We start from the raw sequence: 19,254 nt of genomic DNA on the forward strand, positions 1-19,254 counted from the left end.
AACCAAAAGTGAGTTTCTCACTCCGTGTTCCATCACTTCTTTTCTCAGTGAAGCCCAATCCCAACGTCCTGAAAGCTCTTCGTCTTTCATTCCCCAAAGATTGTGTTGGAATTCTCCCTGTGAAATTGGCGACCCTTTAAAAGTAGAATAAGGTCCTTCTTCTTTAGCCATTTCCATTGAAGCGGTAACGGCTGCAAAGTATAAAGTTTCGAAAATTTCTTGATTCAATTTCTTGGCTTCGTCGCTCGTAAAAGGAAAACGCAACATAATAAAAGCATCGGCAAGACCTTGTACTCCAAGACCAATTGGACGGTGACGCATATTGGAGTTTTCAGCTTCAATTACAGGATAATAATTTCTGTCTATCACTTTATTCAAGTTTCTGGTCACGCGTTTCGTAACGGTAAACAGCAATTCGTGATTGAATTTTTTGTTTTCCACAAACATTGGCAACGAAAGTGAAGCCAAGTTACAAACCGCAATTTCGTCACTTGAAGTGTATTCCATAATCTCAGTACACAAATTCGATGAACGAATGGTTCCGAGATTTTTCTGGTTTGATTTTCTGTTGGCTGCATCTTTATACAACATATATGGCGTTCCGGTCTCAATTTGAGATTCCAGAATTTTCTCCCACAATTCACGTGCTTTGATGGTTTTACGACCTTTTCCACGAGTTTCATAATCAATATACATCGCTTCAAATTCTTCGCCGTAAACATCATATAAACCCGGGCATTCATTAGGACACATTAGTGTCCAATAGGTATCTTCCTGCACACGTTTCATAAACAAATCCGAAGTCCACATTGCAAAGAACAAATCTCTGGCGCGCATTTCTTCTTTTCCGGTATTCTTTTTCAAATCCAAGAATTCAAAAATATCAGCGTGCCAAGTTTCAATGTAAATTGCAAAACTTCCTTTGCGTTTTCCACCTCCTTGATCCACATAACGAGCTGTATCGTTGAAAACTTTCAACATTGGCACAATTCCGTTTGAAGTTCCGTTTGTACCACGAATATAAGAACCCGTTGCGCGAACATTGTGAATAGAAAGTCCAACTCCACCTGCAGATTGCGAGATTTTGGCAGTTTGTTTCAGCGTATCATAAATCCCGTCGATGCTGTCATCCTGCATTGCCAAAAGGAAACAAGAAGACATTTGAGGTTTTGGAGTTCCAGCATTGAATAACGTAGGAGTTGCGTGAGTAAAGAATTTTTTCGACATTAAGTCGTAAGTTTCAATCACAGAATCCAAATCATTCAAATGAATTCCAACAGAAACACGCATCAACATATGTTGCGGACGCTCCACGATTTTTCCGTTTATTCTCAACAAATAAGAACGTTCCAATGTTTTGAAACCAAAATAATCGTAGTTAAAATCTCTATTGTATATAATGTGCGAATCCAAGAATTCAGCATTGTCCATAATTACTTTATGCACTTCTTCGGAAAGCAATGGTGCTTCCAGGTTCGTTCTCGGATTTACATAATGAAACATTTCGTTCATTGTTTCTGAGAAAGATTTTTTGGTATTGGAATGCAAGTTAGAAATCGCAATTCTTGCCGCTAATTGTGCATAATCCGGATGTGAAATAGTCATTGAAGCCGCAGTTTCGGCAGCAAGATTGTCTAATTCTGAAGTTGAAACTCCGTCATAAAGTCCTTCAATCACTCTCATAGCCACCTTTACAGGTTCGACTAAACCATTTAGTCCGTAGCATAGTTTTTTAATTCTATCCGTTATCTTGTCAAACATTACTGGCTCTTTGTGGCCATCTCTTTTTACTACGTACATAATTTTTTGGTTTTATGAAATAGACAATCCCTTCTCTATTTCGGGGTATTTGTGATTGTTTTTGGGAAGCTAATCCCGGATAATTCTAATTTTATTTATTTTTTGAAGCTATTCCCGCTATTTGTTGCAATCTTTTGTTTTTTAAAGAAAAAAACAAAAGGATTTCCACTACTATCGGGGCTAAAACAGTTCAGATTTGGTAATCTATAATTTTTGAACCATTAAGAAATTAAGCAAATTGAGACTTAATAAATCATAATTCCTTAATGGTGCAACTTTTTAATGTTTTCTAAAAATCGGCATCAAAGCTAATTTTTTGCGCGTCAGAATCTGTATTCATTACACCTGTTTTTTGATATTCGGCAACTTTCTTTTCAAAGAAATTTGTTTTTCCCTGAAGTGAAATCATATCCATAAAATCAAAAGGGTTTGCGGTGTTGTATTCTCTCTTACAACCTAATTCCACCAACAATCTATCAGTAACAAACTCTAAATATTGTGTCATCAAAACCGCATTCATTCCAATCAAACTCACCGGAATCGACTCTGTAATAAATTCTCTTTCAATATTTAATGCTTCAACAATGATTTCTCTAATACGCGCTTTTGAAACTTTATGTTTTAAATGATGGTTATGCAAATGCACCGCAAAATCACAGTGAACTCCTTCGTCACGAGAAATTAATTCGTTCGAAAATGTTAATCCTGGCATCAAACCACGTTTTTTCAACCAAAAAATAGAGCAAAAACTTCCGGAGAAGAAAATCCCTTCCACAGCAGCAAAAGCAATTAATCTTTCAGCAAAAGATTCAGATTCAATCCATTTTAAAGCCCATTCTGCTTTTTTCTTGATTGCCGGAAAAACCTCGATTGCTGTAAACAATTCATCTTTCTCCGTTTCGTCTTTTACATAAGTATCAATCAAAAGAGAATAAGTTTCGCTATGAATGTTTTCCATCATAATCTGGAAACCATAGAAGAATTTTGCCTCAGCGTATTGTACTTCGTTGATGAAATTTTGAGCTAAATTCTCGTTTACAATTCCGTCAGAAGCAGCAAAAAATGCAAGAATATGTTTTACAAAGTACTTTTCGTCTTCACTTAATTTATTGTTCCAATCGTTCAAATCCTGAGCCAAATCAATTTCTTCGGCAGTCCAGATACTGGCTTCTGTTTTTTTGTAAAATTCCCATATATCGTGGTGCTTGATAGGAAAAATCACGAAACGATTTTTATTTTCTTGTAAGATTGGTTCAAGTTTTGACATTATTGTTTTTGTTTTTTTGAAATTTTAACGAATTTTTATGTTTTTCGTAGATTACAAAGATTGTGAATTCTTGCGGTTATAAAAAGCCAAACTTATTCACAATTGGCTTGAGTTTTTAACAAATAGAAGCGATTGGAATATTTTTCATACAAATCACAATACGTTGAATATCAATATTTTAAAAAATAAAATATAACGCAAGATACCGTAAAATATAGGATTTAAAAAAATAGTAAATATGGGAATTATAATTTTTTGGAAATTATTTTTTCAATTCCTCTGCGACTTTTTCGAGCTCTATATACCAATCTTCGCCAAATCTTCGAATGAGAGCTTCTTTAACAAATTTATAAACCGGAACTTCGAGTTCTTTGCCCAAAGAACAGGCATCGTCGCAAATTTCCCATTTGTCATAATTCACAGCGAAAAATTCAGTGAAATCTTTCACACGAATGGGATATAAATGACAGGAAACTGGTTTTTTAAAAGTAACTTCCCCTTGATTGTAGGCTTGTTCGATTCCGCATAGCGCCGTTTTTCCATCATAAATGACGTAAGCACAAGCTGCATTATCTATTAAAGGAGTTTCAAGATCGCCATCTGTGCCTTTTGTCCAGGTTCCCTGCGCCTCAATGGCAGCAATTCCTTCCTTGCGAAGAAAGGGTTTTAGCTTTGGGTAAATTTCTTCCAAAATCTTGGTTTCGGCCTCGTTTAAAGGTGCACCAGCATCTCCGTCGACGCAACAAGCACCTTTGCAGGCTGATAAATTACAAACAAATTCTTTTTCGAGAATATCTTCCGATACGATGGTTTTTCCTAGTTGAAACATTTTGCAAAGATACTTTGCAATTCTCAATTTCGAATGTTAAATTTTGAGTTTTTTAAGTCACAAATTATCGGTAAATATTCAAATTATTGGATTAAAATAAACATTGTCAACCATCTTAGTCAATACGCTTTACCAAAAAAATAACCTTAATTTGACTTTTAAACCTATAGAAAATACTACTTTTGCCCCATAAATTTAAGAAATTATGGAATTGGATTTTAAAGAAATAATTACTGTAGGGATGGTACTTTTTGCTGTAATTGATATTGTGGGAACGATTCCTATTGTTGTAGATTTGAGAACAAAACACGGTCATATTGAATCCGAAAAAGCTTCGTTAGTAGCTGGAATTATTATGATTGTTTTCCTTTTCGTAGGTGAAGAATTGCTTAATCTTATAGGAATTGATGTTCATTCATTTGCTGTTGCCGGTTCATTTGTATTGTTCTTTTTGGCACTTGAAATGATCTTAGGTATACGCATTTATCGTGATGAAGATGAGGGTTCTGCTTCAATTGTACCAATTGCTTTTCCGTTAATAGCCGGTGCTGGAACGATGACCACCTTATTATCATTGAAAGCCCAATACCAAACCATAAATATTGTTATTGCCATTGTTTTTAATATCATTATAGTATATATCGTTTTGAAATCATCTGCAAAAATCGAAAAAATGCTGGGAAAAAATGGTTTGGGAGTAATCAGAAAGGCCTTTGGAGTCGTTCTTTTGGCAATAGCTGTTAAATTATTCGCCGGTAATGTTAAAGGTTTGTTTGCTTAAAATAAATTTTAATAAATTTACCCATCATTTTTACAAAATATTATTCTTATGAAACTTTTCACTAACATATTGGTAGTTTTGGCAATTGGGCTAATTATATTCAATATTAGTCTGCTCGACTTCAAACATCCTCTCGAAGGAAACAGTATGATTGCTTTTATTGGAATTGCAGCTTCTTTTTGTGCTGTTTTAATTCTTTTGATATTTAGAATGTCAAAAAGCATCGAAGAAAAAATGAATGATAAATTCTAATTGTGTTTGATATTTTAATCATTGGCGGTGGCGTTTCTGGGATGTCATGTGCTCTTATTTTGGGTTCGGCAAAAAACAAACCCTTTGTCATTGATAAAAAAATCGGAATCATAACGCATCAAAAAACTTCCTCTCTTCAGGAAGCCTTAATAAATAATGCTTACGGAATTACTCCAGGCAAATTAGGTTCTGATTTATTGATTGAAAGCATTCAGCATTTATCAGAAACTTATCCTCATATCACACAGATACCAAGTGAAAAAGTGCTGAAAATTGAGGGAGAATCCCCTGAATTTACAATAACTACAAACAAGAATATCTACAAAACCAAAACGATTGTTATGGCAATTGGCTATTCCAATACTTTTGATATTGAAGGTTTGATGGAATATGTGGAACCTCATCAAAAAACACTCGCCGAAAAACAAAGAATCCAACTCAAAAATATAGACCACAGAGTAGCTGATGGTATTTATGTGACCGGAACTCTTGCAGGCTGGAGAAGCCAAGTGGCGATTGCTTCGGGAAGCGGTGCAGCAGTAGCAACTGATATTCTTACTTTATGGAATGGAGGAATTCAAACACAATCTCACGATAGTATTAAGAAATCGTTTATTAAACTTTAGATGGTTTATTTCTAATTTTATCTATTGCTTTACAGAAGTCAAATTATGAAAATAAAAATATCTTTCTTAGCAATTGTTTTAATCTTCGTCAATCTGTCAACAAATGCTCAAACTGATAGTTTGACAAGCAAACCAAAACAAAAACCCACTCTTTTAAAAACAACTATTTTACCCATATCTCTAATAGCCGGAGGACTATTAATTAGCGGGAGTGCCTTTGAGAAATCTTTCCAAAAAAGCGTGAGAAATAGTGTTGGAGAAGACTTTAGTACTACCGTTGATAATTATACCAGATACGCACCAATAGTAGAACTTTACGCAGCTGATGTAATGTGTATAAAGGGAAAAAATCATTGGTTTGACCAAACAAAAAATCTAACGATATCCATCATTATTACTGATTTTATCACTTTTAAAATAAAAAAAATCAGCAATAAAACCAGACCAAATGGCGATGAAATCCCAGAATCTATGCCGTCAGCACATACTTCATCCGCTTTTGCTAATGCAACCGTTTTATATCAAGAGTTCAAAGACACAAGTCCTATACTGGCTTACAGCGGATATGGATTTGCTACAACGACTGGAGCATTGCGAATTATGAACAATGCCCATTGGCTTTCTGATGTGTTAGTTGGAGCCGGAATAGGAATGTTGGTAACTAATGTAATCTATTATTTTGACCCCATTATTAAATGGAATCCCTTTAAAAAAACAGATAATATTACCCTTTTGCCTGAAATAGACAATAATCAATATGGTTTTTATTTATGTGTGAGAATAAAATAATTGAATTATTTGTTATTCAATACTGTCTTAACCATCAAATCATCTTTCAACACAATCCCATAAAATTTGCTTTCACTATATAACTGTCGAGCAAATTCTGCTGCCAAATAGCGTTTAACCAAAGATTTATTTTTGTCTAAATTCATATCTATTCCATTTTTGGAAATATATTTTTGGAAAGCGTTGAAATATAAATCCGTTCCATCAATTTTAACCTTAAATTGTTCGAAGGTCATTCCTTTAAAAATAGTTCTGTTATGGTCTAATTGTTCGAACACAAATTGGCCCAAAATACCAGATTGCAATAAATAAGCGGCGTGTTCTTTGCCTTGCTCTACCTCAAGCGGAACGAAAACATCGGGAACAATTCCGCCACCACCATACACAATTTTACCTTTTGGAGTTTTAAATTTTGGTGTTTTAGGCGTTTTTATACTGTCTTTATTATACAATTCACCATTATCAAACCTTGATTCCGATTCTTTAAAATAGTCTTCATTCCCTTTTGCATAAGGTTTCTGTATTGAACGTCCTGTTGGAGTATAATATCTGGCAACGGTCAATCGCACTGCTGAACCATCATCAAAATCCATTTCGCGTTGCACCAAACCTTTTCCAAAAGAACGGCGACCAACAATGGTTCCTCTATCATTATCCTGAATGGCTCCAGCCAAAATCTCGCTTGCCGATGCGCTGTTTTCGTCAATTAAAACAAATAAATTTCCGTTTTCGAAACTTCCTGTTTTAGTGGCAAATGTTTTTTCGATAGTTCCTTTTTTGTTTTTCGTAAAAACGATTAATTGCTTGTCTTTCAAAAATTCGTCAGCAATGGCAATCGCTTGTTCCATATATCCACCACCGTTATTTCGAAGGTCAATAACGAGTGATTTTGCGCCTTGTTCTTTTAAATTGCTTAAACCTGTTTTAAACTCGTCATAAGTAGTTTCGGCAAAGCGATTTATTTTTATGTAGCCTGTAGTAGCATTCAAAAGTATAGCAGCATCAACACTTTTTATAGGAATGACACCTCGTTTTATTTTAATTTTAATGTTTTTTCGTTCCGATTTTCTATAAACTGTGACTACAATTTCGGAGCCTTCTACTCCTTTTAGTTTGGAAAAAAGACTGTCCGTTGGTAATTTTCGTCCAAATAATTTTGTCTTGTCGGCATAAAGAATTCGATCTCCAGATTTAATTCCGGCTCTTTCCGAAGGACCATTTTCGACTGTTTTAATAATCGCTAACGAATCTTTATACATATAGAAATTCACTCCAATTCCCACAAAATCACCTCGCATGCTTTCGGCAACTTCGGTTTGTTCGCTTGGTGGAATATAAACGGAATGTGGATCAAGTTGCGCCAGAATATTGTCAACCGTATGAGCGACAATCGAATCTGTATTTACATTATCGACATATTCCGTGTTAATGAAATCGATGAGTTTGTTGAGCTTATTTTTAGAATTGTTTTTAGCCAAAAATTGATTTTGGTTCGGAAAATTTAGCCATCCGCCAAGAAGAATTCCAATGGCAAGAGTGGCAAAAATAAGGATTGGAAAATATTTAGGGCTAATTTTCATTTATTCTAAAACTTCTATTTGTTCTACGATTACACCAGCTTTCGCAAGAAAATCTACTCCCGAAGTATCTCTGTAGCCTAATTGATAAACGACTCTTTTTATCCCTGACTGATGGATTAACTTGCTGCATTCTTTACAAGGTGAAAGCGTGATATAAAGCGTTGCTCCTTCACAAGTTTGCGTAGAACGAGCAACTTTTAAAATTGCATTTGCTTCGGCGTGAAGTACGTACCAATTAGTCAAGCCTTCATTGTCTTCGCAACAATTTTCGAAACCAGAAGGCGTTCCATTATATCCATCAGAAATAATCATTTTGTCGCGAACAATTATGGCGCCCACTTGTTTGCGTTTACAATAGGACAAAAGACTCCATTCTTTGGCAATTCGAAGATAAGCTTTGTCGTATTTATTTAATTTTTTCTTTTCCATGTTCTATTTATCTATTCCAAATTTCGCTAGAGATAATCATTGGTAAAACAACTCCAATCACAAAAGACGACATCACTAATGTCCAATCGCGTTTTGAAAACCGGAAGAAGGTTTGTACAATATACGAAAGTATTAACACAATTAAAACAACAATTATTTGAGAAGTTTCTATTCCTAATGAAAACTCAGACAAAGGCAATAATTTCGACTGTGGAGAGCCTCCTAATAACGTTTTGAAATAAGCCGCATAACTCAATCCGTGGATAATTCCAAAAAACAAAGTGACAAAACCAATAATGCTGATGCTTTCTTGTTTTGATGATTTTCCAGCAGTAAAAAGATTGAAAAAAGCCACGATGAGAATGGTTATCGGAATTAAAAAATCAACCAAATTGCCTTTTAATATTATTACTCCAAAAACAGACAATAGCAATGCCAATGTATTTCCAACAGTAAAGATGGTAACCAAAAGCAATAATCTTTTCCAATCCTTAAATGCATACGGAACCGTCAATGCAATTAAAAATAAGATGTGATCGTAAGCAAATTGATCGAGGATGTGCCTCAACCCTTTTTCAAAATAAATCCAAAATTCAGACATTATAAATAGTTTTAAAGATTAGGGGTTGTCAAACTTACAATTAATTTTGAAATTAGTTTGAAGCGATACTGTTAAAAGGATATCTTGTTTTATTTTTTTAATTTAAATGTAGGAAAATAAGAGAAAATATTGCAGTTTGATATTCGTTAAAAAAGAAATTAGTGTTATCTTTATATAACAATTTAAAAACTCAAAAATTATGTCAATAGCAGAATTATTTGATAATGAATTTAAACGCAGGATGAAAGGTCGTTTTGCTGCTGTGGTTCGGGTCTTGTATGCAGACGGAATATTTGATCCTGATGAAAAGAATTTTTTAGACAAGTTAGCCATAAAACTAGAACTCTCGAATGAAGAATATGAAGAAATCTTAGAGAACCCATTGAAATATGAACTTAATCCGCCCTATTTACACATAGAAAGATTGGAGAGTTTATACAATATTGCCAGAGTGGTTCACCATGATCATCATTTGGGCGATAAACAAGAAGTCTTATTGAAAAAATTTGCTGTAGCGCTTGGATTTACTACAAGCAATGTCAATTATATTGTCAATAAAGCACTAGCATTAATAGATAAAAAAGTAGATTTAGACACTTTTATTTACGAAATGCAAAATATGAATAGATAAAAAAAAGCTCCCAAATTTGGGAGCTTTTTGTCTTTAATATTTGCTTAACTTGGCTAATCGCATAAAATCTTCCGCTTTTTCAACCATGTTATTACTACCACAAAAGAATGGAGCTCTTTCGTGTAATTCTGTTGGTTGTATTTCCATTATTCTAGAAAACCCATCCGATGCTTTTCCTCCGGCTTGCTCCACGATAAAAGCCATTGGATTGCATTCGTAAAGCAATCGCAATTTACCTTTTGAAGCTTTTGAACTGGTTGGATACAAATAAATTCCGCCTTTTATCATATTTCTGTGAATGTCAGAAACTAAACTTCCAATGTATCTTGAAGTATATGGTCTTTCTTCCTCTTCTAGCTGGCAGTACTTTATATAATCTTTCACGCCTTGCGGAAAATGGACATAATTTCCTTCGTTGATGGAGTAAATATTTCCGTCTTTAGGGAATTGCATATTGGGATGCGACAAATAAAATGTTCCAATGGCCGGGTTCAATGTAAATCCGTTTACGCCACATCCTGTGGTATAAACCAGCATAGTTGATGTGCCGTAAATAACATATCCGGCAGCAACCTGATTGATTCCGGGTTGCAAGAAATCTTCTAAAGTTACCGGAGTTCCTACTGGGGTTATCCTTCTATAAACCGAAAAAATGGTTCCTACAGAAACATTCACGTCAATATTTGAAGAGCCATCCAGCGGATCCATTAAAACAACATATTTATTGTTATGGCTATTGTCAGACCCCTGAACGGTTATAAAATCATCATTTTCTTCGGAGGCAATCCCACAAACAATCTCGCGATTAATCAAGGTTTGAATAAAAACTTCATTGGCATAAACGTCCAATTTTTGTTGATCTTCACCTTGAATATTTTGTGCTCCAGCGGTGCCAACTATATCAACTAATCCAGCTTTGTTCACTTTGTAGTTGACCACTTTGGCCGCTAATCGAATCGAGTTGATAATTCTGGACAATTCGCCTGAAGAATATTGAAAGGCGGTTTGGTTTTCGATAATATATTCTCCTAATGTTTTGTTGCGTACTTCCATTACGAAATCGTTGTAGTTGTTTTGAAGTCACAAATATCGGTTTTTTTGTGAAAATGATATAATTTTATTTAGTTCGATTATCATAATTGTATATTTGCCATTTAAAGTATGAATTTTTCGAATAAAAGCATATTTTTCCAAGCCAAAAAACAATTATAAATAAAATATTATGACTATTAGAAAAGGAAATCCCGAAGATATGGAAGCCGTTTTAGGTCTTATTCAAGAATTGGCCGATTTTGAGAAAGAGCCCAGCGCTGTTTTAGTGACAGTAGATGATCTAATTCAGGATGGTTTTGGTCCAGTTCCGCTATTTCACGTTTTTGTTGCTGAAGTAGAAGGTGAAATTGTGGGGATTGCTTTGTATTATTACCGTTATTCCACTTGGAAAGGAAAAATAATTCATCTTGAAGATTTAGTTGTCAAAGATAAAATGCGTGGTACAGGATTAGGTTATGCCTTGTATTCTGAAATCATAAAACAAGGAAAGCTCGACAATGTAAGAAGAATTGACTGGCACGTACTAGACTGGAATACGGCAGCAATTGATTTCTATGAGAAGTCCGGTGCAAAAGTTCTCAAAGATTGGTATTTGACGCAAATGGATGAAGATGGGATTAACTATTTTATAGACAACAGATTAAAATAAAATTACAATTTTTTTTGTTAAAATAATATGAGAGTATTCAAATTTGGTGGCGCTTCCGTTAAAGACGCCGAAGGAATTAAAAACGTATATGACGTTTTACAAAAAGTGGGTTACGAAGATGTATTGTTGGTAGTTTCTGCAATGGGAAAAACGACTAATGCTCTAGAAGAAGTGATAAAAAACTATTTCGAGAAATCGGAAGAATTGAATTCATCGGTACAAGAAGTAAAAAAATACCACAACCAAATTCTGTTGGATTTATTCGAAGATGACAAAAATGATGTTTTTGCAGCAGTAAACACCCAATTTTCGGATTTGGAATATTTCTTGGCGCACAATAAATCACCAAATTATAATTTTGTTTACGACCAAATCGTAAGTTATGGCGAATTAATTTCGACTACGATTTTAAGTCATTTTATGAACTATAAAGGCATAAAAACGCAATGGCTTGATGTTAGAAACTTCATAAAGACCAATTCGAATTATAGAGATGCAGAAGTAGATTGGGATTTAACCCAAAAAAATATCGCGAAAAACGTAAAGCGAAAAATGTTAAACATTACCCAAGGATTTTTGGGTTCAGATGAAAATAATTTCACTACAACCCTAGGTCGTGAAGGGTCCGATTATACTGCTGGAATTTTTGCTTATTGCCTCAATGCCGAAAGTGTGACCATCTGGAAAGACGTTCCCGGAGTGATGAATGCCGATCCAAGATATTTTGAAAATGCGAGTTTGCTCAGTCATATCTCTTATCGTGAAGCGATTGAAATGGCATTTTATGGCGCAACCGTTATTCACCCAAAAACCTTGCAACCGCTACAAAAAAAGGAAATTCCTTTGTATGTAAAATCATTTATAAACCCAATGTTGCCAGGAACCTGCGTATCCAAAGGTTCTGATTCAGAATGGCAAATTCCAAGTTTTATTGTAAAAAGAAACCAACTTTTGATTTCGCTTTCCTCCATAGATTTCTCTTTTATTATGGAAGAAAACATAAGCGAAATATTTGCTTTGTTTCACCAATTTAAACTAAAAGTAAATCTAATCCAGAATTCTGCCATCAGTTTTTCAGTATGTGTGGAGGACAAATTTGGAAATTTTAAAGATTTGAACCCAATTTTGGCAAAGAAATTCAAAGTAGATTATAACGAAAATGTGACTCTTTATACTATTAGACATTTTAATGATAAAGCTGCACAAACAGTAGAACACAACAAAACGGTTTTATTGAAACAAGTGAGCCGTGAAACAATGCAGATCGTGACTATAGAAGGTTAGTCTGAATATTAAAATAATTTAACCGCAGATTGACAGATTTTAAAATTTGTGGGTCTGCGGTTTTTTTATTAATCGATTACAATATCAAAATTTCAGCATTACAATTTCCCAATTATAAATACTACTTTTGATACTTTCGAGTTATATTCTTTATGCTGAAAAAAGTATTGTTTTTGTTAGTAATGATATGTTTTTCTGGGCTACAGGCGCAGGAAATCAACTCGTCCTACAAAATCAAAAAAATTCAAGTTTCTCGTGATACCATTCACCTTGAAAACGAAAGTCTCAACCCAAGTTTTTTCAAATTGCTTGACGCCAAAGAAAAACCCATCGACAGCAGTTTCTACAAAATAAATTTCGGAAATGGAATCTTAATTTTAAAAGAAAGTTTTCCTCGAAATTCAGATTCTATAACAGTTCATTATCTTAAACTTCCAGAAGTTTTAACCAAAGAATACAGTATTTATGACTCCAGCAAAGTAGTGAGCAACGAAGCTGCTTCTGGAAGTTTGTATGCAGTTGAATCCATTCAACCAAAAAAAAATATTCCATTCTATGGCCTTAATACTTCGGGAAGTATCACCCGTGGAGTCACCATTGGCAATAATCAAAATACAGTTTTAAACTCGAATCTGGATTTGCAAATCACCGGAAAACTATCCGAAAAAGTAAGTTTACGGGCTTCTTTACAAGACAACAACATTCCGCTGCAAGATGGTGGTTACTCCCAAAAACTAGATCAATTTGATAATGTTTTTATGGAGCTCTTTAGCGACAAATGGAACATTCGCGCTGGAGATGTTTTCCTTGAAAATCATAAAACCCAATTCCTGAATTTCAACAAAAAAGCGCAAGGATTGACCGCCAATTTTGACTTTGGAACAGAAGAAAATAAAACTAATGTTTTTGCTTCGGCGGCATTGGTAAGAGGACAATATGCCAAAAGTAATTTCGTAGGTCAGGAAGGAAATCAAGGTCCATATAAATTAATTGGACAAAATGGAGAATTATACATCCTGGTCATTTCAGGTTCAGAGCGGGTTTATGTGAATGGAATTCTTCTGAAACGAGGAGAAAACAACGATTACACCATAGATTACAATGCGGGAGAAATCATTTTTACACCGCTTTTTACCATAACTTCAGAAATGAGAATCACCATAGAATATCAATATTCTGAACAAAATTACACCCGATTTGTTACTTATGCGGGCGGTTCTCATGAAAGCAAAAAGTGGAGTTTTGGTGGTTATTTGTATTCCGAAAGTGATTTAAAAAATCAACCTTTACAGCAAAGTCTTTCAACAGAGCAAGTCCAAATTTTAGCTGATGCCGGAGACAATAGTGATTTAATGGTCGCGCCTTCGGCTTACTTAGATTCCTATTCTGACAACAAAATATTATACAAAAAAACTTTGGTAAACGCAGTAGAAGTTTTCGAATATTCGAATAATCCACAAGATGTGTTATATAATGTTAGGTTCAGTTTGGTTGGAACCAATAAAGGAAATTATATTTTGAAAAATACTGCCACAATTGGTAGAATCTATGAATATATTGAGCCAATAAGTGCAATTCCCCAAGGAAATTATGAACCTATTATCCAATTAGTGGCGCCCATAAAAATTCAGGTGGCCACCTTTTTAGGTAAATACACGCCATCAGACAAAACCGCAGTCGATTTTGAAATTGGGTTGAGCAACAACGATAAAAACCTGTTTTCTTCAATGGATGATTCCAATAATCACGGTTTAGCGACAAAAATAAATGCACGACAACGCCTTTTTTCAAAAAAATGGAACGTAGATGCATTTGCCAATTATCAGTATGTACAGAAAGACTTCAGAACTGTTGAAAGACTATACAATGTTGAATTTGGCAGAGATTGGAATCTGGGAATAACCACAATTGGCAATCAAAGTTATTTGGTTTCAGGATTGCTTATGGCCTTGCCCGAAAAAGGAAACTTGGTTTACCAATTTGAAAAACTAGATTTCTCCGAAAGTTTTTCTGGAAATCGTCACATTTTGAATGCTTTATTTACCTTGAAAGACTGGAAAATTCAAAGTCAGGGAAGTTTTCTGAATAGCGACGCCACAGCATCAAGTTCAAAATTCTTGAGGAACCTATCGCTAGTCAAATATCATTTCAAGAAAAACTGGATTGGCACCAGTCTAAAATTGGAAGACAACCAAGAAAAAAATAAATCAACCAATCAATTTTCGGCTTTAAGCCAACGTTTTTTAGAATATGGATTTTTTGCCGGACGTGGCGACAGCACAAAGGTTTTCGTGGAATTGGGTTATTTTAAAAGAACAAATGATAGTTTGCAAAACGGAATGATTCAACGCGTAAACAACTCCCAAACCTTTGCCTTAAGATCAAAATTGATTCAGACCAACAAAAGCGATTTATCCCTTTTTGTGAATTACAGAGTTCTGAATTTTGTCGATGCAGCCAAGATAAATGAGCCTTCACTGAATTCTAGAATGGTTTATAACGACCGCTTTTTCAATCAATTAATTCAATCTACGACCGTTTTTGAAACCAATTCCGGTTCCATTCCACAACAGGAATTCACCTATCTTGAAGTTCCCGCAGGACAAGGAGTTTACACCTGGAACGATTACAATAGCAATGGAATTCAAGAATTTGAAGAATTTGAAGTCGCTCCTTTTATCGACCAAGCAAAATACATCAGAATCTATTTGCCCAACCGAATTTACATCAAAACGCACCAAAATAAATTCTCCCAATCCATTGTTTTAAATCCTAATCAATGGCAAAACGAGAATGGATTTAAAAAAATGCTTTCCTATTTTTACAACCAAACATCTTTTCTAATAGATAGAAAAATCGAAAATAAAGGCGATAATTTTGACCTAAATCCTTTTAACAATTCTACTGAAAATGTGTTGGGATTGAACTCCAGTTTCAGAAATAGTTTATTCTTTAATCGAGGTAAACAAAGCCATTCCGTTACTTATTCATATATCCAAAATGAGACGAAAAATCTACTTTCGATTGGCTCACAAGAAGCAAAAAACAGTTCGAATCAATTGCAATATTCTCACTTATATAAGAAAAGTTGGTTGTTCGGTTTTTTTGCCAAAACAATTCAAACGTCTATTGCGTCAGAAAATTTTCCTGAAAAAAATTATGACATAAAAGGCTATCAATTGGCTCCAAAAATTAGTTATTTGTTTTCAAAAAGCACGAGTTGGGATTTATTTTATGAGATTCAAAACAAGAAAAATCAAATTGTAAACTTGGAAACTTTGATGCAAAACAGGTTTGGAACGTCTTTTACTTATGCGGGTAAAAAGAATTTTACAATGAATGGAGAAGTTTCGTTTTATCAAAATAAATTCATTGGAAATGAATTTTCCTCTGTTGGATTTCAAATGCTTGAAGGATTACAAACCGGACAAAACCTTACTTGGAGATTGCTTTTACAAAAAAACCTAACCAATTTTTTAGATATTAATTTTAATTACCAAGGAAGAAAAAGTGAAAGTAGCCAAACAATTCACACGGGAAGTGTTCAATTGAGAGCTTATTTTTAATAAAATATTATTATTATTTATAATCGAAAAAATGAAACATGCATAAATCCAAAATGAATCATGCAGTTTCGTGGCAAATATAAAATATTTAATCAGCATTTAAACAATACTTAAAAAGCCCCTAAATGGGGCTTTTCTATTTACTTGCGGAGCTGTATTGCTCTAGCATCAACAAATCAGGTTTAAACACATCCTTAACGTCTGAATTAGGTTCAAAGGTGCTAAACTCTTTACGCTGTGGCCTCTTGATAACAATACCGTTACTGATATCCGTGAGCGCTTGCTCTAACAGTTTTAATCCCATCGCCTGTAGTTCATGTTCCCAAAGCAGTTTTGCCGCCTTTTTTGGCTCCATGCCGTACATCTTTGGATCAATAAAGCAAATGTCCTGATACGCAATATCGCCACGGTCAATGCCTGCGTTAAGCCAAAACACCGTACCTCCTGTTATAGCATCACGCATTCTTACCGCCCACTCAATAGAAGACCGGCCACGATGCCGGGGCAACAAGCTTGGATGATAACCTATCCATCCAATATTAGCCTTATATCGCGTCTTTGTGCCAATATAATCAAACGAGTGCGCAGTTATACCCAAATCAGTATTATCAGGCAATGTGTCCTCCTTTAACGTGCCACCGGGTACAACGGGAACATCGAACAGCTGCGCCATTTTCATCATATGCCTATCGCCAAGCGGAGTGCAAACGCCCACAATCTCAACAAACTCCAAACTATTGCACAGCCTAAACACTTCTTGCCCAAAATACTTTGTGCCGCTTATAAAAACTCTTAATTTCTTCATTTTCCTAAATATTTAAAACTTTGAACTGCTCGAAAGTGGCCGCCATAGCCACAACCGGTAATACCTCCTTTTTTGCCTGTTTTTGTGATACTGGCGTTACTCCTTGATTTATTCGCGCCGTAAAGAATAGCATTAGTTTGTTTCCAAACGGCGGTATTTCGTAAATAGCCGCATAACTGTGGGTGCGAAGTATGGAAGAACGTGTGATACTTTCTTTGACAACGGCCGTTACCCTCGAGGTGGTATTGCATAACCTCATTTAAAAATGCGGTTCCAACACCGGCACCTTGCCACTCCGGCATAACAACCAAGCGCGTTGCTCGATATGCATTAGCAGTAAACATTGGACAAACTGCAACGTGCGCCACAAGTTCCCCATCGACAACGCCAACAAAATACTCGGCTGCGGGTGGATGTGGAAGATCTAAATAATAATGCTCTTTAAACAGTTTCCAGTAAGTTCCGTTGACCTTCCAAACTTCAAGCTTGATGTCTGGCCGTTTCCCGATTTCAATTTTTTTTTTAATACTTTGGTATTTACATCATATACCCAGTCCGGTTGCAACCATTCAATAATATCATAGTGGCACGATAACAAAACTACTTTCTTACCCTTATTTCTCCGCCAGTTCTTGGCGAAAGCTAATGCACCAATTTTGGCAATCTGTCTATCCACTACGCTTGTGAATTCGTCAACAACAGCCTCCTTTGGTGCTTCGGTAACTAACCGCGCCAATCCCGCTCTAAACTGTTGGCCATTCGATAATGCGTTAAATGGCCGCAGCCAACTAGGCACATCACCAAGACCCACGGCGGCCAATGCTCCGGTGGCCGTGTTGAAATCGCCATCCGGTAAAATGCAGTCAATAATAGGCTTGGAGCAGTCCCAACCCGAATACAAATCGTGAATTTTATTCTCTCCAAAAAACTGCTTGCCTATCGAGGTCTTGCCGGAACCGGACGCGCCCACAATCAAACCAATACCCCAATCCAAATCATCAATATCAATGTTGGCCTCAGTCTTGAAGCTTGAGCCGTCCTCGGCATTAAACAATGATTTTACTCTTTGTGCACGATAACTTTCAAAGTTTCGCGTGCTGTTTTCTACTACTATTTTCACGTTTGCAAATGTGCCTTGGTTCAACAAAGGTGACACGTATGTTTGTGCTATTAGTTTCATATTTGTATTTTTAATAATTTGTGAATTGTGTGACAGTGACACCAGTACCGTTTTGGTCTGAAATCATTGTGGCGTTAGTTGATAACCCGGCTATTTTAATAGTTTTACCTATTCCTGCTCCACCTGTGACTAACGGAACTGCATTCACAACTTCAAACGAACTGTTTTTAATCGTTAAACTACCTAATCCATAATCACCAAAAGTTATAGGAGAATTTAACGCCTTTATTGAACAGTTCTCAAAACTTATATTATTGACATAAGCTCTTATCGTTCCTGTACCTAAGTCCGCTGTAAAATTTTTAAAATAAACATTATTATTTGCGTTTTCGGCAAATAAAAAATATATCCTGGCACAACTTCTTATCGTTCCTGTATGAACTGTATTTCCTACGTAATAACTTCCTAATTCAATTCCGCCACTCGAAGAAATAATACTATCCATCCAGTTAACTGTATTTCTACTGCCAGTTCCAAAAGATATATAGCTCGTACCAGTTGTAAGAATATCCCCTATATTCCAAATAGCATCTGAACCTGAAAAAGCAAAACTTCCCGAACCTGTTATTTTACCAATAGTAATTTCTTTGAATCCATTTGCAAAAGACGTATAATTTGATAAACATTCTATTTCTGATACAAATATATGACCTACGTTTGTTGAAAAATTAAACAAATTTCCTATTGTTGAAACTTTATTTGCGGAAAGTCCGGTAAGAACTCCGGCAGTTGTAGAGCAGTTCCAATAGATGTAATTCGCATTAATATTTAGCATTATTCTTCCGTTTTCATCCGGATCTCTTAAAGCTATACCTGTACCGCCGCTTCTTTCATTATAAATAGTACCTACTGGTAGGTCTATTTTTATAATAGATACGGCTCCGCTCAATCCAGAAGCTATATAACCAGGAGCGTGTGAAGAAAAATTCAACGTAACTGAAACGTCAGATTTTATAGTAAAATTTCTATTGCCTGTAAAATTAGAATTCCACGGAAAATTTCCATTTTCGTTCTGAAGCCAAATAATATCACCACTTTTAAAAGCTGGTAAAGCCAGTACATAATCAATAGTAGCATAGGGGTGATTCGAATCTTGATAAACACCAGTTGCATTATTTCCAATTACGCTGTT

The 19,254-nt window shown here is 35.2% G+C and carries 19 protein-coding genes; 8 read left to right on the forward strand and 11 right to left on the reverse strand.

The features are described from left to right. The 3 genes from ACH2BV_RS02070 to ACH2BV_RS02080 all read right to left on the reverse strand — a co-directional run. Positions 1–1,800: ribonucleoside-diphosphate reductase subunit alpha (locus tag ACH2BV_RS02070; RefSeq protein WP_395048938.1), on the reverse strand; the 1,800-nt coding region annotated here is incomplete at its 3' end. Between the two features lie 289 nt (positions 1,801–2,089). Beyond that, positions 2,090–3,067 carry a ribonucleotide-diphosphate reductase subunit beta gene (locus ACH2BV_RS02075; RefSeq protein ID WP_194310284.1) on the reverse strand — a complete coding sequence of 326 codons (978 nt, stop codon included), beginning with the start codon at positions 3,065–3,067 and terminating at the stop codon, positions 2,090–2,092. 262 nt (positions 3,068–3,329) lie between these two features. Next, a complete protein-coding gene (locus tag ACH2BV_RS02080) occupies positions 3,330–3,896 on the reverse strand; it encodes a DUF3109 family protein (RefSeq protein WP_395048940.1) in 567 nt (188 codons plus the stop codon). Between the two features lie 202 nt (positions 3,897–4,098). Here ACH2BV_RS02080 and ACH2BV_RS02085 point away from each other — a divergent pair, with 202 nt between their 5' ends. From ACH2BV_RS02085 to ACH2BV_RS02100, 4 genes are read left to right on the forward strand one after another with little or no spacing between them, the layout of a single operon-like run. After that, on the forward strand, positions 4,099–4,677 hold the full coding sequence (locus tag ACH2BV_RS02085) for a MarC family protein (RefSeq protein ID WP_395048964.1): 579 nt from the start codon (positions 4,099–4,101) through the stop codon (positions 4,675–4,677). Positions 4,678–4,725: 48 nt separating this feature from the next. Beyond that, entirely contained in the window at positions 4,726–4,929 is a 204-nt protein-coding gene (locus tag ACH2BV_RS02090) for a hypothetical protein (protein WP_194310286.1), read from the forward strand. A gap of 2 nt (positions 4,930–4,931) precedes the next feature. Further along, positions 4,932–5,555 carry an FAD-dependent oxidoreductase gene (locus ACH2BV_RS02095; RefSeq protein WP_395048941.1) on the forward strand — a complete coding sequence of 208 codons (624 nt, stop codon included), beginning with the start codon at positions 4,932–4,934 and terminating at the stop codon, positions 5,553–5,555. A gap of 45 nt (positions 5,556–5,600) precedes the next feature. Then, a complete protein-coding gene (locus tag ACH2BV_RS02100; protein WP_395048942.1) occupies positions 5,601–6,344 on the forward strand; it encodes a phosphatase PAP2 family protein in 744 nt (247 codons plus the stop codon). A gap of 5 nt (positions 6,345–6,349) precedes the next feature. Here ACH2BV_RS02100 and ACH2BV_RS02105 read toward each other — a convergent pair whose 3' ends face one another. From ACH2BV_RS02105 to ACH2BV_RS02115, 3 genes are read right to left on the reverse strand one after another with little or no spacing between them, the layout of a single operon-like run. Further along, positions 6,350–7,924 (reverse strand): S41 family peptidase, encoded by a 1,575-nt coding sequence (locus tag ACH2BV_RS02105; protein WP_395048945.1) that lies wholly within the window; start codon positions 7,922–7,924, stop codon positions 6,350–6,352. After that, positions 7,925–8,353 (reverse strand): deoxycytidylate deaminase, encoded by a 429-nt coding sequence (locus tag ACH2BV_RS02110; RefSeq protein WP_395048947.1) that lies wholly within the window; start codon positions 8,351–8,353, stop codon positions 7,925–7,927. It abuts the gene before it with no gap. 7 nt (positions 8,354–8,360) lie between these two features. After that, positions 8,361–8,954, reverse strand: a complete 594-nt coding sequence (locus tag ACH2BV_RS02115) for a HupE/UreJ family protein (protein WP_395048948.1) — start codon at positions 8,952–8,954, stop codon at positions 8,361–8,363. A gap of 199 nt (positions 8,955–9,153) precedes the next feature. Between ACH2BV_RS02115 and ACH2BV_RS02120 the strand changes: the two genes are divergently transcribed. Next, entirely contained in the window at positions 9,154–9,585 is a 432-nt protein-coding gene (locus ACH2BV_RS02120; protein ID WP_395048950.1) for a TerB family tellurite resistance protein, read from the forward strand. 33 nt (positions 9,586–9,618) lie between these two features. On the opposite strand, the gene fbp is transcribed toward ACH2BV_RS02120, so the two are convergent. Further along, positions 9,619–10,638, reverse strand: coding sequence for a class 1 fructose-bisphosphatase (gene fbp / locus ACH2BV_RS02125; protein ID WP_395048951.1), 1,020 nt, complete (start codon positions 10,636–10,638; stop codon positions 9,619–9,621). A 169-nt stretch (positions 10,639–10,807) separates the two neighbouring features. On the opposite strand from fbp, the gene ACH2BV_RS02130 reads away from it, so the two are divergent. The 3 genes from ACH2BV_RS02130 to ACH2BV_RS02140 all read left to right on the forward strand — a co-directional run bounded on the left by ACH2BV_RS02130 (position 10,808) and on the right by ACH2BV_RS02140 (position 16,137). Then, entirely contained in the window at positions 10,808–11,287 is a 480-nt protein-coding gene (locus ACH2BV_RS02130; protein WP_395048952.1) for a GNAT family N-acetyltransferase, read from the forward strand. Between the two features lie 27 nt (positions 11,288–11,314). Next, complete coding sequence (locus ACH2BV_RS02135; RefSeq protein WP_395048954.1) at positions 11,315–12,571, forward strand: aspartate kinase; 1,257 nt, start codon at positions 11,315–11,317, stop codon at positions 12,569–12,571. Between the two features lie 152 nt (positions 12,572–12,723). After that, complete coding sequence (locus ACH2BV_RS02140) at positions 12,724–16,137, forward strand: hypothetical protein (protein WP_395048956.1); 3,414 nt, start codon at positions 12,724–12,726, stop codon at positions 16,135–16,137. 136 nt (positions 16,138–16,273) lie between these two features. Here the strand turns inward: ACH2BV_RS02140 and ACH2BV_RS02145 are convergent, their stop codons facing one another. The 4 genes from ACH2BV_RS02145 to ACH2BV_RS02160 all read right to left on the reverse strand — a co-directional run. After that, complete coding sequence (locus ACH2BV_RS02145; RefSeq protein ID WP_395048958.1) at positions 16,274–16,942, reverse strand: formyltransferase family protein; 669 nt, start codon at positions 16,940–16,942, stop codon at positions 16,274–16,276. Then, positions 16,939–17,469 carry a GNAT family N-acetyltransferase gene (locus tag ACH2BV_RS02150; RefSeq protein ID WP_395048966.1) on the reverse strand — a complete coding sequence of 177 codons (531 nt, stop codon included), beginning with the start codon at positions 17,467–17,469 and terminating at the stop codon, positions 16,939–16,941. Before ACH2BV_RS02150 ends, ACH2BV_RS02145 begins: the two co-directional genes overlap by 4 nt. Next, positions 17,367–18,122, reverse strand: coding sequence for a hypothetical protein (locus tag ACH2BV_RS02155; protein WP_395048960.1), 756 nt, complete (start codon positions 18,120–18,122; stop codon positions 17,367–17,369). The genes ACH2BV_RS02150 and ACH2BV_RS02155 overlap by 103 nt, the downstream gene beginning before the upstream one ends. 10 nt (positions 18,123–18,132) lie before the next feature. Beyond that, positions 18,133–19,254, reverse strand: a 1,122-nt coding sequence (locus ACH2BV_RS02160) for a hypothetical protein (protein WP_395048962.1), incomplete at its 5' end; no start/stop codon positions are given.

The organism is Flavobacterium sp., assembly GCF_043780635.1.
Classification (GTDB): Bacteria; Bacteroidota; Bacteroidia; order Flavobacteriales; family Flavobacteriaceae; genus Flavobacterium.

Excerpts from the sequence above, each read along its gene's own strand:
- ACH2BV_RS02075 (WP_194310284.1), bottom strand. The coding sequence starts at position 3,067 with ATGTCAAAACTTGAACCAATCTTACAAGAAAATAAAAATCGTTTCGTG.
- ACH2BV_RS02080 (WP_395048940.1), bottom strand. The coding sequence starts at position 3,896 with ATGTTTCAACTAGGAAAAACCATCGTATCGGAAGATATTCTCGAAAAA.
- ACH2BV_RS02090 (WP_194310286.1), top strand. The coding sequence starts at position 4,726 with ATGAAACTTTTCACTAACATATTGGTAGTTTTGGCAATTGGGCTAATT.
- ACH2BV_RS02100 (WP_395048942.1), top strand. The coding sequence starts at position 5,601 with ATGAAAATAAAAATATCTTTCTTAGCAATTGTTTTAATCTTCGTCAAT.
- ACH2BV_RS02105 (WP_395048945.1), bottom strand. The coding sequence starts at position 7,924 with ATGAAAATTAGCCCTAAATATTTTCCAATCCTTATTTTTGCCACTCTT.
- ACH2BV_RS02110 (WP_395048947.1), bottom strand. The coding sequence starts at position 8,353 with ATGGAAAAGAAAAAATTAAATAAATACGACAAAGCTTATCTTCGAATT.
- ACH2BV_RS02115 (WP_395048948.1), bottom strand. The coding sequence starts at position 8,954 with ATGTCTGAATTTTGGATTTATTTTGAAAAAGGGTTGAGGCACATCCTC.
- ACH2BV_RS02120 (WP_395048950.1), top strand. The coding sequence starts at position 9,154 with ATGTCAATAGCAGAATTATTTGATAATGAATTTAAACGCAGGATGAAA.
- fbp (WP_395048951.1), bottom strand. The coding sequence starts at position 10,638 with ATGGAAGTACGCAACAAAACATTAGGAGAATATATTATCGAAAACCAA.
- ACH2BV_RS02130 (WP_395048952.1), top strand. The coding sequence starts at position 10,808 with ATGACTATTAGAAAAGGAAATCCCGAAGATATGGAAGCCGTTTTAGGT.
- ACH2BV_RS02135 (WP_395048954.1), top strand. The coding sequence starts at position 11,315 with ATGAGAGTATTCAAATTTGGTGGCGCTTCCGTTAAAGACGCCGAAGGA.
- ACH2BV_RS02140 (WP_395048956.1), top strand. The coding sequence starts at position 12,724 with ATGCTGAAAAAAGTATTGTTTTTGTTAGTAATGATATGTTTTTCTGGG.
- ACH2BV_RS02145 (WP_395048958.1), bottom strand. The coding sequence starts at position 16,942 with ATGAAGAAATTAAGAGTTTTTATAAGCGGCACAAAGTATTTTGGGCAA.
- ACH2BV_RS02155 (WP_395048960.1), bottom strand. The coding sequence starts at position 18,122 with ATGAAACTAATAGCACAAACATACGTGTCACCTTTGTTGAACCAAGGC.